14 protein-coding genes and 1 other annotated feature (1 of these 15 only partly in view) are annotated in these 13,576 nt (G+C 41.9%); all 14 genes read left to right on the top strand.

Going from position 1 to position 13,576, the window contains the following annotated elements; all coding sequences use genetic code 11:
* Positions 1-6: 6 nt before the first annotated feature.
* The 14 genes from mutM (at position 7) to ytxC (ending at position 13,508) form a co-directional block, all read left to right on the top strand.
* Positions 7-849 carry a DNA-formamidopyrimidine glycosylase gene (gene mutM / locus EIZ58_RS07085; RefSeq protein ID WP_134699910.1) on the top strand — a complete coding sequence of 281 codons (843 nt, stop codon included), beginning with the start codon at positions 7-9 and terminating at the stop codon, positions 847-849.
* 62 nt (positions 850-911) lie between these two features.
* Positions 912-1,592: a sporulation membrane protein YtaF gene (gene ytaF, locus EIZ58_RS07090; protein WP_134699911.1), complete on the top strand. Its 681-nt coding sequence runs from the start codon at positions 912-914 to the stop codon at positions 1,590-1,592.
* A gap of 22 nt (positions 1,593-1,614) precedes the next feature.
* The gene (gene coaE / locus EIZ58_RS07095; protein ID WP_134699912.1) at positions 1,615-2,208 is read left to right on the top strand and encodes a dephospho-CoA kinase; all 594 of its coding nucleotides are present in this window, start codon (positions 1,615-1,617) and stop codon (positions 2,206-2,208) included.
* Positions 2,209-2,215: 7 nt separating this feature from the next.
* Entirely contained in the window at positions 2,216-2,770 is a 555-nt protein-coding gene (locus EIZ58_RS07100) for a lytic transglycosylase domain-containing protein (protein WP_134699913.1), read from the top strand.
* A gap of 161 nt (positions 2,771-2,931) precedes the next feature.
* Positions 2,932-3,954 carry a glyceraldehyde-3-phosphate dehydrogenase gene (locus tag EIZ58_RS07105; RefSeq protein ID WP_134699914.1) on the top strand — a complete coding sequence of 341 codons (1,023 nt, stop codon included), beginning with the start codon at positions 2,932-2,934 and terminating at the stop codon, positions 3,952-3,954.
* A gap of 395 nt (positions 3,955-4,349) precedes the next feature.
* Positions 4,350-5,234, top strand: coding sequence for a phosphate ABC transporter permease subunit PstC (pstC, locus tag EIZ58_RS07110; RefSeq protein WP_240689022.1), 885 nt, complete (start codon positions 4,350-4,352; stop codon positions 5,232-5,234).
* Positions 5,234-6,109: a phosphate ABC transporter permease PstA gene (gene pstA, locus EIZ58_RS07115; protein ID WP_134699915.1), complete on the top strand. Its 876-nt coding sequence runs from the start codon at positions 5,234-5,236 to the stop codon at positions 6,107-6,109. The genes pstC and pstA overlap by 1 nt, the downstream gene beginning before the upstream one ends.
* Positions 6,110-6,120: 11 nt before the next feature.
* Entirely contained in the window at positions 6,121-6,888 is a 768-nt protein-coding gene (gene pstB / locus EIZ58_RS07120) for a phosphate ABC transporter ATP-binding protein PstB (protein WP_305033903.1), read from the top strand.
* Between the two features lie 203 nt (positions 6,889-7,091).
* The gene (locus EIZ58_RS07125; protein WP_134700936.1) at positions 7,092-8,042 is read left to right on the top strand and encodes a PstS family phosphate ABC transporter substrate-binding protein; all 951 of its coding nucleotides are present in this window, start codon (positions 7,092-7,094) and stop codon (positions 8,040-8,042) included.
* 112 nt (positions 8,043-8,154) lie between these two features.
* The gene (nrdR, locus tag EIZ58_RS07130; protein WP_134699917.1) at positions 8,155-8,625 is read left to right on the top strand and encodes a transcriptional regulator NrdR; all 471 of its coding nucleotides are present in this window, start codon (positions 8,155-8,157) and stop codon (positions 8,623-8,625) included.
* A 73-nt stretch (positions 8,626-8,698) separates the two neighbouring features.
* Positions 8,699-10,147, top strand: coding sequence for a replication initiation and membrane attachment family protein (locus EIZ58_RS07135; RefSeq protein ID WP_134699918.1), 1,449 nt, complete (start codon positions 8,699-8,701; stop codon positions 10,145-10,147).
* 12 nt (positions 10,148-10,159) lie between these two features.
* A complete protein-coding gene (dnaI, locus tag EIZ58_RS07140; protein WP_134699919.1) occupies positions 10,160-11,113 on the top strand; it encodes a primosomal protein DnaI in 954 nt (317 codons plus the stop codon).
* Positions 11,113-12,222: a cyclic dehypoxanthinyl futalosine synthase gene (gene mqnC, locus EIZ58_RS07145; RefSeq protein ID WP_134699920.1), complete on the top strand. Its 1,110-nt coding sequence runs from the start codon at positions 11,113-11,115 to the stop codon at positions 12,220-12,222. The genes dnaI and mqnC overlap by 1 nt, the downstream gene beginning before the upstream one ends.
* Before the next feature lie 359 nt (positions 12,223-12,581).
* Complete coding sequence (gene ytxC / locus EIZ58_RS07150; protein WP_134699921.1) at positions 12,582-13,508, top strand: putative sporulation protein YtxC; 927 nt, start codon at positions 12,582-12,584, stop codon at positions 13,506-13,508.
* 57 nt (positions 13,509-13,565) lie between these two features.
* Positions 13,566-13,576 (top strand) — a sequence feature (ribosomal protein L20 leader region); it runs 123 nt beyond the window's last position.

Here is a 13,576-nt window from a genome sequence, read left to right on the forward strand (position 1 = left end):
TCAAGAATGCCTGAACTTCCAGAGGTAGAGACAGTAAGACGAACGTTAAAAACACTGGTCTCTGGAAAAACGATACGTTCAGTTAGCGTGTTTTTGCCTCGCATTATTCGAAAGCCCCAAGAAATATTAGAATTCTCTCTGCTTCTTGAGGGGCAAACCATTGAGACAGTGGAAAGAAGAGGGAAGTTCCTCAAGATCATCTTGGGGGACATGGTTTTGGTTTCTCATCTGCGTATGGAGGGCCGCTATGGGCTTTATGATCGAAATGAGGAAATAGAAAAACATACGCATGTCATCTTTCACTTTACGGACGGGACAGAATTGAGATATCGCGATGTTCGGCAGTTCGGAACCATGGAGATATGGCCTAAAGGGGAAGAAGACCGCAACCCTCCATTAAGTAAGCTTGGGCCAGAACCGCTTGATCCGCAATTTACACTTGAACTTTTTAAGAAAATCCTAAAAGGTAGAAAAACCAAAATTAAGCCTCTTCTTCTTAATCAGGAATTTCTCGTGGGACTGGGGAATATCTATGTAGATGAAGCACTTTATGAAGCAAGGATTCATCCGGAAACGGAAGCGGATCAGCTATCGGCCCCCAAAATTTCTCTGCTACACAAGGCGATTGTTCAAACGCTGGATGAAGCTGTGCAGCTGGGAGGAAGCTCGATCAAGTCCTATGTAAATGGACAAGGTGAGATGGGGATGTTTCAGCAACAGCTTAAAGCTTATGGAAAAAACGGAGAGCCGTGCATGAGATGCGGCATGGAGCTTGTCAAGACAGTCGTGGGAGGGAGAGGAACTCACTTTTGTCCTAAATGCCAAAAAAATCCTTCAAAAGATTCATAGGCACAGCTTATTTTCTTCACCCATATCATGGTTATATGCAGCCGTGATAAGGGGGAAGACAGATGATGGAGTATTTATCGCTATTAGCATTAGCCTTTGCAGTCAGCCTAGATAGCTTTGGAGTAGGCATTAGTTATGGTTTACGGAGAATTAAGATTCCTATCCTCTCTATATTAATTATTACGAGTTGTTCTGCTGTACTTGTTTTGCTCTCTATGCAACTGGGAAAATACCTGGGTGGATTTATAGGTGTGGAAACAGCCAATTTGATCGGCGCCATTATATTAATCGCTATAGGGTGTTGGGCGATTATTAACTTATATTTCAATCGTGAGACCAAACAAGATGAAAGTTCGGCAGAAACACCAGTGGAAGAGGAAGAGGCTGAAACAAAAGACCCTCGACCCGTACTGAATATAGAAATTAAAACACTTGGGTTGGTTATCCGAATCTTGAAAAAGCCGACCGCTGCAGACTTTGATAAATCTGGAACGATTACAGGTACTGAAGCCGCTTTTTTAGGTACAGCTTTATCCCTAGACGGTTTTGGAGCAGGAATCGGGGCAGCGCTGATGGGATATTCCCCATGGCTAACGGCGATACTCATTTCGTTCTTATGTACCATTTTTATTTTGCTAGGTTTAAGGCTCGGTTTTATCTATTCAAATGTAAAGTGGTTGCAACGGATGTCCTTTATTCCAGGCATATTATTGATTATATTTGGGATTGTTAAGATATGGTAAAACATGAGAAGGTGGAGGTTCCATGATTATAGGATTGACGGGAGGCATCGCTAGCGGGAAAAGCACAGTAGCAAGCATGTTTAAGGAGCTAGGCTGTGTAATCATAGATGCAGATAAGGTAGCACGCGACGTAGTAAAGCCTGGTCAGGAAGGACTCGAAGCGGTGGTTCATCGCTTCGGGCCGCAAATTCTCACGCAAGAAGGGGAATTGGATCGCAAGGCTTTAGGAGCAATTATTTTTCACAACGAAGAAAAAAGAAAAGAACTCAATTCGATTTTACACCCCTTAATACGTAAGCAAATGCAGCGAGAAAAGGAGGAAGCCCTGCAGGCTAATCCCCCATTAATCATTATGGATATCCCTCTGTTATTTGAGTCCCAATTGGAACAAACGGTTGAGGCAGTTATTGTTGTGTATGTCCCGCCTAACCAGCAACTCGAGCGATTGATGCAGAGAGATCAAATCTCTAGAGAGGAAGCAAGGCGGAAAATGGACTCCCAGATGCCTATCGATGAAAAGAAAAAGAGAGCTGATTTCATTATAGAGAATAGCGGCTCCCTAGCAGAAACGCGTACACAGGTAGAGGCCATTTTTACAAAACTAAGCAAGGAATAAGAAATCTATGGAATTAAGCCTAAACCGGAAATTTACTTTGTTACTTCTGCTTCTAGGATTGTTTTATTTATTAAATAGCCAAGCCTTTTGGAAGGCCATGTATCCCATTTATTATGAGGAGTTCGTGGACCAGGCTACACAGGCCTATGAGGTTGATCCTAAATTGGTTTACGCGATCATTCAGATTGAAAGCAATTTTAAACAAAATCGCGTGTCTCCTAAAGGGGCTACGGGATTAATGCAAATTATGCCTGAAACGGCTGCCTGGGCCATTCAACAAGCACAGCTGCCTCCTGAGTACCTTGATTTTTTAGATGATCCTCAAGTCAATATCACCATTGGTACATGGTATCTAGCATTCTTAGAAAGAAAATTTCATCGGAATCATTATGCTGTTATTTCTGCATACAATGCGGGACCTGGCAATGTGGAGAAATGGATAAGGGAAGGTACGTGGGATGCGTCCTACCAAAATCTAAGTGATATCCCTTTTGGAGAAACTAGGCATTATCTTCAGCGGGTGTTATATTTTTATGGAAAGTATCAGGATATATATAATTGAGGCACTATAAGGTTATAACCTTAGGTGCTTTTTTCTTTTTGAAGGGGCTAAATAAATAGTCAGAATTAATTTTTTTTACAATAACTTATTGAATAAATGTGACATACTTTATATAATAAGCATAATAAATAGTGTGTTACAATGTGGAAGGGGAACTGATTATGATAACAAAAATTGGGATAAACGGATTCGGACGTATTGGGAGAATGGTATTTAGAAAGGCCATCTCAGATCCTACTATTGAAGTTGTGGCGATTAATGCCAGTTACCCCGCAGAAACCCTAGCCCATCTAATAAAGTATGACACAATTCACGGAACGATTTCGGACGATATACAAGTTAAGGATAATGCCATTATTGTCAATGGAAAAGAAACGAAGCTTTTAAGCGACAGGGATCCAAGCAAGCTTCCTTGGGGAGAGCTTGGAGTCGAAGTGGTTGTAGAAGCCACTGGAAAGTTCAGAGATAAAGAAGGAGCAGGCAAGCATATTGCTGCTGGCGCGAAAAAAGTAGTAATCACCGCTCCTGGTAAAGATGAAGATGTAACGATTGTGATGGGTGTTAATGAACAAGACTTTGAGTATGATAAGCATACCATTATCTCCAATGCTTCCTGCACAACGAATTGTCTTGCTCCTGTTGCTAAGGTGCTGGATGAAGCGTTTGGGATTGAATATGGAATGATGACGACAATCCATTCTTATACAAACGATCAGAAGAATTTGGATAATCCTCATAAAGATCTTCGTCGGGCACGCGCATGTGCACAAGCTATTATTCCAACTACAACAGGAGCTGCCAAGGCTGTTGGTAAGGTGCTTCCTCACCTTCAAGGAAAGTTAAATGGGCTTTCTTTGCGTGTACCTACTCCTAATGTATCGATCGTTGACCTTGTTGTGAATCTAAAAAAATCAGTCACACTTGATGAAGTTAACCGAGTACTAAAAGAGGCTTCTGAAGGTCCAATGGGCAAGTATATTGAATATACCGAAGCACCTTTGGTCTCCAGCGACTTTAATGGAAACGAGCACTCCTCCATCGTGGATGGGCTATCTACAATGGTAATGAGTGAGAAGCAAGTGAAGGTCTTGGTATGGTACGATAACGAATGGGGATATTCTTGCCGTGTCTTAGACTTGGTTAAATTGGTTTCTCAAACCGCTAAGAAAGAAGTAACTGTATAGTCATAATTAAGCTGACTCTAAGGGAATAGAACCTTTAGAGTCAGCTTTTTTTGTTCGAAGAGCAGATCTTAAACGGATTGAAATAAATGGATTAGGAAACGATAAAGACAAGGTTGAAAGTCCATTCGAAATCATGGCTGGATGTCGAATCAACATACTCCGTGTCGAAAATCTTAACGAAATCTTTACAATGTCTTAAAGATAAATCCACAATAAAAGCCTAAAATTAGTAATTGAATGTTCGTGTGCATCTAGAATAACAGGTCGTTTAATTAGAAGGAGGAAACTACGTGTTAGAAATGGCGACGACTAAGGAAGCCTCTAAGACAGACGAGGATCAGTCCAAAACTACTATGTCCCATGCTTCGACAAGTAACGCTAATCGCGCTTCAAACATGAAGAAGAAGCCACCCATTAGTGAGAGGATCGTACCTGCTGTACTATTCCTATGTGCCTTAGTCTCAGTGTTAACAACTGTTGGTATCATTAGTACATTGTTGTTTGAAACCATCCGCTTTTTTGAAACGGTTAGCATTGTGGAGTTTTTTACCGGCACCCGATGGGCACCACTCTTTCAGCCACAGCACTTTGGTATTCTTCCGTTAATCACTGGAACCTTACTGATAACATTCATTGCTAGTCTTGTTGCTGTTCCCATTGGTCTGGCTAGTGCCATTTTTTTAAGTGAGTACGCCCCACCCAGAGTGAGAAAAATCATAAAACCCATTTTAGAGATCTTAGCGGGAATTCCTACGATCGTATACGGATTCTTTGCTTTAACCTTAGTTACACCCTTTATTCGGCTAATCCTTCCCCAAACCGATTTTTTTAACGCCTTGAGCGCCGGCATTGTAGTAGGAATCATGATTATTCCTATGGTAGCTTCCCTTAGTGAGGATGCCATGACGGCTGTTCCGCGAGCATTAAGAGAAGGAGCTCTTGCTCTTGGTGCAACCAAATTAGAAACCTCTATAAAGGTTGTTGTACCGGCAGCTCTATCAGGAATTGTGGCTTCTGTCGTGTTGTCTCTGTCAAGAGCTATTGGAGAAACCATGATTGTAACATTAGCTGCTGGAGCGACGCCTAAGATGGCCTTCAATCCTTTGGAAAGTATTCAAACCATGACTGCATTTATCGTTCAGATCAGCCATGGGGATGCTCCTTTTGGCACGATTGAGTATTATTCACTCTACGCTGTCGGAGCTACTCTCTTTGTTATGACACTCATTATGAATCTGTTAGCTCAATATATTTCACGAAAGTATAGGGAGGAATATTAATGAAATCTTCCCCAGTGGAAAATAAGCAAATAAGTGCCAGAAAGAAAAAGGATAAAGTTTATAAAGGTTTGTTCTTCGCGGCAACCATGTTTGGTGTTGTTGTATTGGCCATTCTTATTGTTGATGTCCTCCAAAAAGGGACGGGTGCCCTAAATTGGAACTTTCTTAATAGTTTTCCTTCCCGTTCTCCTGAAAAGGCTGGTCTGAAATCTGCTCTCTTTGGGACTCTGTGGGTAATCGGCCTTACGGCCCCCATGGCTTTTATTATTGGGGTGGGAACGGCATTGTATCTTGAGGAATATGCAAAGAAAAACTGGGTGACTAGAGTCATTCAAACCAATATCTCAAATTTGGCTGGCGTGCCCTCTATTGTATACGGTTTGTTAGGATTAACAATATTTGTGCGTATGTTTGCGCTGGAGCGAAGTGTTATCGCTGGTGCCTTGACCATGACGCTTTTGATCTTGCCAGTGATCATTGTGGCTTCTCAAGAAGCGCTGCGGAGTGTTTCTGATTCGCTTCGACATGCATCCTTTGCCCTTGGAGCGACAAAGTGGCAGACTATATTACGGATAATTTTGCCTTCTGCCCTGCCGGGGATTATCACCGGAAATATACTAGCCTTATCGCGTGCGATCGGTGAAACGGCTCCACTGGTGGTTGTGGGGGCTGCTGCCTTTATTGCCTTCACGCCTAACAATCCGCTTGACCCGTTCACTGTACTACCTATACAAATCTATAACTGGGTTTCTAGGCCTCAAGAAGCTTTCCACGCTCTTGCAGCTGGGGGGATTATTGTTTTACTCGCGGTCTTATTATCGATGAATGCAGTAGCTGTGCTGATACGCAATAAATTCCAGAAAAAGATGGATTAATGGAGGAACCCATGATTGCTACGAATCAATTTGTTTTTAATATCGAGAACCTTAATTTATGGTACGGGGAAGACCATGCTTTAAAAAATGTGAATATGAACATTAAGAAAAATGAAGTTACAGCCATCATCGGTCCATCTGGATGTGGAAAATCAACTCTTCTAAAAACGCTCAACCGAATGGTTGACCTCGTGCCAACTGTCCGAGTGGAAGGAAAAATCAACTACCATGGCGTCAATATTTATGATCGGGATATCAATTTGGAGCAGTTAAGAACGACGGTGGGAATGGTATTCCAAAAGCCTAATCCTTTCCCCAAGTCGATTTATGAGAATGTGATTTTTGGACAAAGAATTCATGGTAATAATAAAAAGTCAGAATTGGACCAGATTGTTGAGAAAAGCTTAAAGGGTGTAGCTTTGTGGGATGAGGTTAAAGATCGTTTACATGAGCCGGCAACGGGTCTTTCTGGCGGTCAACAGCAGAGACTCTGTATTGCACGCTGTATTGCGGTTGAGCCTGATGTTATTCTTATGGACGAGCCTACTTCTGCGTTAGATCCGATTTCAACGATGAAGATTGAAGAGCTTCTTCATGATCTGAAGGAAAGATTCAGTATTATTATTGTGACTCATAATATGCAACAAGCCGCTCGTTCTTCAGATAAAACGGCATTTATGCTCACTGGAGAACTAGTTGAATTCGAGAAAACAGAAAAGTTATTTACCAACCCTACGGACAAGCGGACTGAGGATTATGTTATGGGGCGATTTGGGTGATATATTCATTAAAAAGCAGGGAATCAAACGATTCTCTGTTTTTTTTATCATACTTCGATCTTAACATTTTCTTTACAATAAACTCATATCCAATCAACAAATTTAAATTATTATATTACTTGTCTTAGGAAAAGATATAAACAAACCAAACAAAAAGTGGAGGTTTTAACATCGTGAAATCTTTGAAAAAGTCTGGGATATTAATGTCAACCCTATTGCTTGCATTTTCTATAATGACCGGTTGTGGCGGAACCCAACAACCGGGCGGTGCTGAACAACCTGCACCTGGAGAACAACCAGCTCAGGAAAGCACTCTAAGCGGGACTGTGCTGATTGACGGATCTTCTACTGTATTTCCTATTACGGAAGCTGTTGCAGAAGAATTCCAAGCTGCTAATCCAAATGTCCGTGTAACCGTTGGAGTTTCCGGTACGGGTGGTGGATTTAAGAAGTTTGTTCCAGGTGAAATTGATATCAATAATGCTTCTAGAAAAATTAAAGACAATGAAGTTGAAGGAATAAAAGCTAACGGCTTTGAAGCGATCGAAGTTCCTATCGCCTTTGATGGGATTTCTGTAGTAGTCAACCCTGCTAACGATTGGGTAGATTATCTTACGGTGGAAGAGTTAAGCAAGATCTGGGCTCCAGACAGCACGGTTAAAACTTGGTCTGAAGTGCGTGAGGGATGGCCTGCAGAAGAAATTAAACTATACGGTCCAGGAACGGATTCGGGAACCTTCGGGTACTTTACTGAAGTAGTAAATGGAAAAGAAGGAGCAAGCCGCTCTGACTATACGGCTTCTGAAGACGATAATGTATTAGTCCAAGGTGTTACTGGCGATAAAAATGCGCTTGGATATTTCGGATTTGCTTACTATCAAGAAAACAGCACTAAGATGAAGGCTGTACCAATCAAGGCTACAGCAGATGCACCGGCAGTTGAACCAACTCATGAAACAATCAATGATGGAACCTATACTCCATTCTCCCGTGAATTGTATATGTACGTGAGCAGCAAGTCTCTTGCAGACAAGCCAGAAATCAAAGCTTTTGCACAGTTCTACTTGGATCATGCTGCTGAAATGGCTGAGTTAGTTGGTTATGTTGCAATGCCAGCTGAACGTTATGAAGAAGCTAAAAAATTAGTTCAATAATACGCCGAACAAGTCCAACACCTGTTGGACTTGTTTTGTTTTGTGATAAGATATGAATACTAGGAAATTGATAGATGCATGCAGCATCTATACGATGGGGAGATGATGAGTCGTGCGTTGTCCATCTTGTCAGCATAATGGGACTCGCGTGTTGGATTCACGGCCAGTGAATGAGGCCAAGTCCATTCGACGAAGAAGAGAGTGCGAGGCTTGCAATTATCGGTTTACGACCTTTGAGACTGTGGAAGAAACGCCTCTTTTAGTCATAAAAAAGGACGGAGCAAGAGAAGAGTTCAGCAGAGAAAAAATCTTGCGAGGTATTGTAAGAGCCTGTGAGAAAAGACCGGTAGCTTTAGATACCTTAGATGGTATTGTCGACAGAATCGGTCAGGAGTTAAGGGGTTCTGGTAAGGTTGAAATCCAGAGTAAGGATATAGGAGAATTAGTCATGAAAGCCCTATATGATGTGGATGAAGTGGCTTATGTGCGTTTTGCCTCCGTTTACCGGCAGTTCAAAGACATTAACGTATTCATTAAAGAACTTGAGGATCTACTAGGGAATAATCGCAAAACCACTTCTTGAAATTATTTCGTATGGTGAATCTTTTCCCTAATGATATAATGAATAGATCAAGAGATAAGGGAGTTAAGGATGAATGGGGTTTACTTGGAAAGAAATCGCTCCTAACGACCATTATTCTGTCGCCATGTCTAGTGAAATGAGTTCAGCGGAACTCATCTCTCTTACTCAATTATATCAGCCTATTATAGGAACACTTGCGGTTAGTTTATTTATGACTCTTTACCATGAGAGGCTGTTATATGTGCAAGAGGCAAGTTGGAGCAACCATCGAGGACTTATGAGCTTAATGGGACAGTCTTTGGATCAGATTCTTAGAGCTCGAGAACACTTGGAGGCCATTGGATTATTGCGAACGGTGAAGGTGGAACAAGGACAGGGAAACCGTCATTATGAATATATCCTTCAAAAGCCTATAAGTGCCTCAGCCTTTTTTCGCGATGATATGTTAAGTATTATCCTTCTTAATCGAGTAGGGAAGGTCAAATATGAGCATCTTCGCAAGCAGTTTCTTGGACCTTCTTATCCAGGTGTAGCTCAAGGAATACGGACCGAAATGACCAAAAGCTTTGATGAGGTGTTTCACAGTATATCTCCTTCAGAGATTAATATTCTGCCGGGTTCAGAATCCCAGCAATTCCTTCAGCAGATGGAGGAAAAATATCCTGCTTATCAAGCGGAAAAGGTGGAACCAACGTCTTCTCTTGTTCTTAAACAGGGAGATCCTGATTTTGACTTTCTAGAAGCATCTCTTCCAAAGTTCGTACAAAAGAGGAAGCTTAATCTGGATCAAAAAGGGGCACTAAGAGAGCTAGCTTTCTTTTACCTTTTGGATGACATGCAGTTATCTTATTTTCTTCAAGATCCCTTTATTTATATAGACGATAATGAGCTGGATATCGAGCGCTTAAGAAAATTAGTCAAAGACAGCTATACATCGCAGCACCAAGGGCAGCTTCCTAGCATCCGTACGGCAAGCGCTAGGCAGGATGAAACATCAAAACCCTCAGCCAAGCCGCCGATTGAAGAAGAGCATAAAGAAGCGCTAAACCGCTTATCCCCGATTGTGCTGTTAGAACAGTACCAAGGCGGAAGTAAAGTGTCACCGGCGGACCTTAAGATTGTAGATGAGCTAACCAGTAACTATAATCTACAGCCTGGTGTCATTAATGTATTGCTTGAATATGTGATGCTGACTAATAATAAGCAGCTGCCCCCAGCCTTAATTTATAAGATTGCCACACACTGGAAACGCCTAGACATTCGAACGGTAGATCAAGCTAAAGAGCAAGCGAAACAGCTATACCAAAATTTGAAGTCGCGAAACACGAAGCCAGAAACACCAACAAAGACCCCCGCAGTAAAGCGCAACGGGTGGAATACGAACACCAACACCAAGAAGGATGAACTTCCTGAATGGGTAGAAAAGCAAATCAAGGCCACACCTAAAGAACAGGAAGAATTGGACGAAGAACAGAAAAAGCAAGCACAAGAGCTCTTAAGAGCGCTTGGTGAACTTGATTAAGGAGGGGTTCAAATGGAGTCCGTAAGTAAAACCCTATCCAATCTGAAATGGAAGAAACCGATGGGCATTCCTTCTCTTGAAGAGCTGCAGAGGCATATCTTTAGACATCCTATGATCCTTTCTTTCCAACAGGAAAATCCAGATGTTACGATCGAGATGCTGGAACGATCGATGGTCAAGCTAGATCAAGCGATAGCCGAGGATTCGCACTGCCAGGTCTGTACTGGGCTAGACGGCTGCCCCAATATGATAAAAGGACATTGCGCGAAGCTAACCAAGTCGCTCTCCTATATAGAAACGATCTTTACACCCTGTTCGAAATGGAATGCTTACCAAGAGCAAAAGAGTAGAGAGAAGTTAATTAAATCCCATTACATTCCTAAGGATGTATTGGCTGCAAGCTTTCAACATTTTGTTCAGGATCCACAGCGGTTTGATGCTTTTCGAGGTCTTATGGAATTTTGCCTTAAGGTTGAACCAGGTAGCAAAGCTCAGAAAATGAAAGGGATCTATCTCTATGGTCCGCTTGGGGTAGGGAAAAGTTATTTACTGGCTGCCACGGCTAGAAAATTAGCTAGCCGAGGAATATCTACTTTAATGGTTTATACACCAGATTTTTTCCGTGAGGTAAAAGAATCGTTGCAAGACCATTCGCTTCAGAACAAGCTGGATGCATTAAAAAAAGTTCCCGTACTCATCTTGGATGATATTGGAGCCGAATCGCTATCTCCGTGGGCGAGAGACGAGGTATTAGGAGCTATCCTTCAGTATCGGATATCCGAGAATCTGCCAATCCTATATTCCTCTAATTATAATTACACGCTGTTAGAGGAGCATTTATCTCATTCAGCTAAAGGCGGAATAGAGATCATGAAGGCGAAGCGAATTATGGAGCGAATTATTCATTATACCGAAGCCTATTTTGTTGACGGTTTAAATCGGAGAATGGAAAGGGAGGGTTCATGATGACTATTGATCACATTCTCGATCGGGCGCTTCAGGGAGAAAGGCTGACGTTAGAAGATGGCGTACGGCTTTATGAAAGCACCGAAATCGAGAAACTGGGCCATGCTGCCAATGAGATAATGAAAAGGTGGCATCCTGAGCCGATTACGACGTTTGTGATTGGACGAAATATTAATTATACCAATATTTGCGATACGTATTGCCGTTTTTGTGCTTTTTATCGCCCGCCGGGGCATGCTGAAGGGTATGTACTCAGCGATGAGGAAATCCTCCAAAAAATCCAGGAGACGGTGGATGTGAACGGAACAGAGATCCTCATGCAAGGAGGCACTCATCCAGGTCTTAAGCTAGATTATTATACGAATCTGTTACGCAAGATCAAGCAGCATTTTCCTGCGATTCAGATGCATTCGCTGTCCGTCGCTGAAATTGTAAGAATTGCTGAGGTTTCTGATCTCTCCGTTGAGACGGTTCTTCGCGAGCTTCACGCGGCAGGTCTTGATTCCCTACCGGGAGCGGGAGCTGAAATTCTCGATGACCGTACGCGCATGAAGATCAGCCGTAAGAAGGGTTCATGGAAAGAATGGATTGATGTAATGAAAACAGCGAATCGCGTTGGTCTGCATACGACTGCCACAATGGTTATTGGATTTGGGGAATCCTATGAGGAACGCGTGCTTTCTCTGCTTCGCATTCGTGAAGCACAGGATGAAACCAAGGGCTTCAAAGCGTTTATTTCTTGGACTTTCCAACCAGACAATACGAACCTTAAAGCAGAAAAGGTTCATCCTGACGAATATCTGAAAACCGTCGCGATCAGTCGACTAATGCTCGATAATATTGCTAATTTCCAATCCTCTTGGGTAACCATGGGACCAGAGATAGGAAAAAAATCTTTAGATTTCGGCTGTAATGATTTCGGGTCCACCATGATGGAGGAAAACGTGGTTTCCGCGGCAGCTTGCACCTTTAAAGTAAATACAAACGAAATCCTTCGCTTAATTCGTGAAGCAGGTAAAATTCCAGCGCAACGAAATACGAAGTATGAGACTTTACGTTTGTTTAAAGAAGGGGAATCAGCAGAAAGTGATTTTGTTATGCAAAACTAATCCCGAAACTGGGGGGAGAGCATGAGCTGGGGATTTCTAGTGTTTACTCAAGTTGTCATTGCCCTAGCTGTTCTTGGCCTTATCGGTTGGTCGGCTGTTGTCGTCGTTCGTTCGCTTACCAATAAAAATAGAAAATAGGTATATCTCGTAGAAATAGAGGACATAATGGGGGTGAAGACGAAGCTTCACGATTATGTTTCTCTCTCCCTTTTACCAACCACTTGAGCGATTCTAAGTTCAAGTGGTTCTTTTTTTAGACTAGTGCTGAATTTAAGTTCACGTATAACGCCTCCAAGTGTTCATATACTATGAATTAAAGGACACGATTATCTTTAAAATCATGGTAGAGGAGGTGTGAGATGAAGTTGTTTCAGTTAGTAGTCTCCAAAAGTGAAACGAAGGTATCCCTATTAAGCGGGATTTTACATAAGGAGTTCTCAAAGCTACAATCGCACGCGATTAATTATCGAATAAAAGAGCAGGTAGAACAAGACAGGATTCACTTTTATTGTCAGTTTTGGCCTATAACGGAACATACGATTGATACGTTTGATAGGATCCGAGAAGCTGTTGGTCACAGTGTTGCTAACTTTATTGTTGAGCACAAAGAACGGGACCTCCTCCGAGAAGTTTTGATCCATGAATTTGGCTTAACACAGGAAGAACAGATCGAAGACATTATCCGCTATACTTATTTTTTGTTAAACACAGATGAACATGGCGAGGATATAGAGACGGAGAGGGCATTAACGTTAAGAAAAAACATTGCTTCTCGCGTTGTAGAGTATTTTTTGCATGAAAATCAACTTTTCTTTGAGGGGTTTATTCGCTTTAGACTAAAGGATCAATATGATGCATGGAGAACAACCATTGAGCATGCCATCGATGAGTATTGGGTGGAGAAAGAGAATAAGGATTTTTTTGGTCTTATAAAGCAATTTCTGTCTAGTAAACAGCCGGGTCCCCCTCTTGTCCATCTTGTTCATATTGACGATAGGAATCTTTTCTTATACGATCAGCAATGGAGCAGCATTTCAGCTCAATCTGTTGAGTTGATTCCAACTGAGCTGTTCGTTGGCCAATTGGGCAATCAGGATTTGATTCTTCACCTGTTAATCTCCCTTGCACCAGCACGCATTACCATACATACTGTGCAACCGAACCATCACATTATTTATACGATAAAACAAATTTTCGAGCCTAGCGCTGAGGTATGCAACCACTGTAGTTATTGTCAGCGTTTTTTCTCCAATGGACAATCGTCTTTTACAAATAAAAATATTTAAAGTTGACTTTTTCTTTATCTCTGATATAATTAGAAACTGTTAAGCTTGAATAACGGTTAATCAAAGCA

This window comes from Ammoniphilus sp. YIM 78166 (genome assembly GCF_004522215.1).
Taxonomy (GTDB): domain Bacteria; phylum Bacillota; class Bacilli; order Aneurinibacillales; family RAOX-1; genus YIM-78166.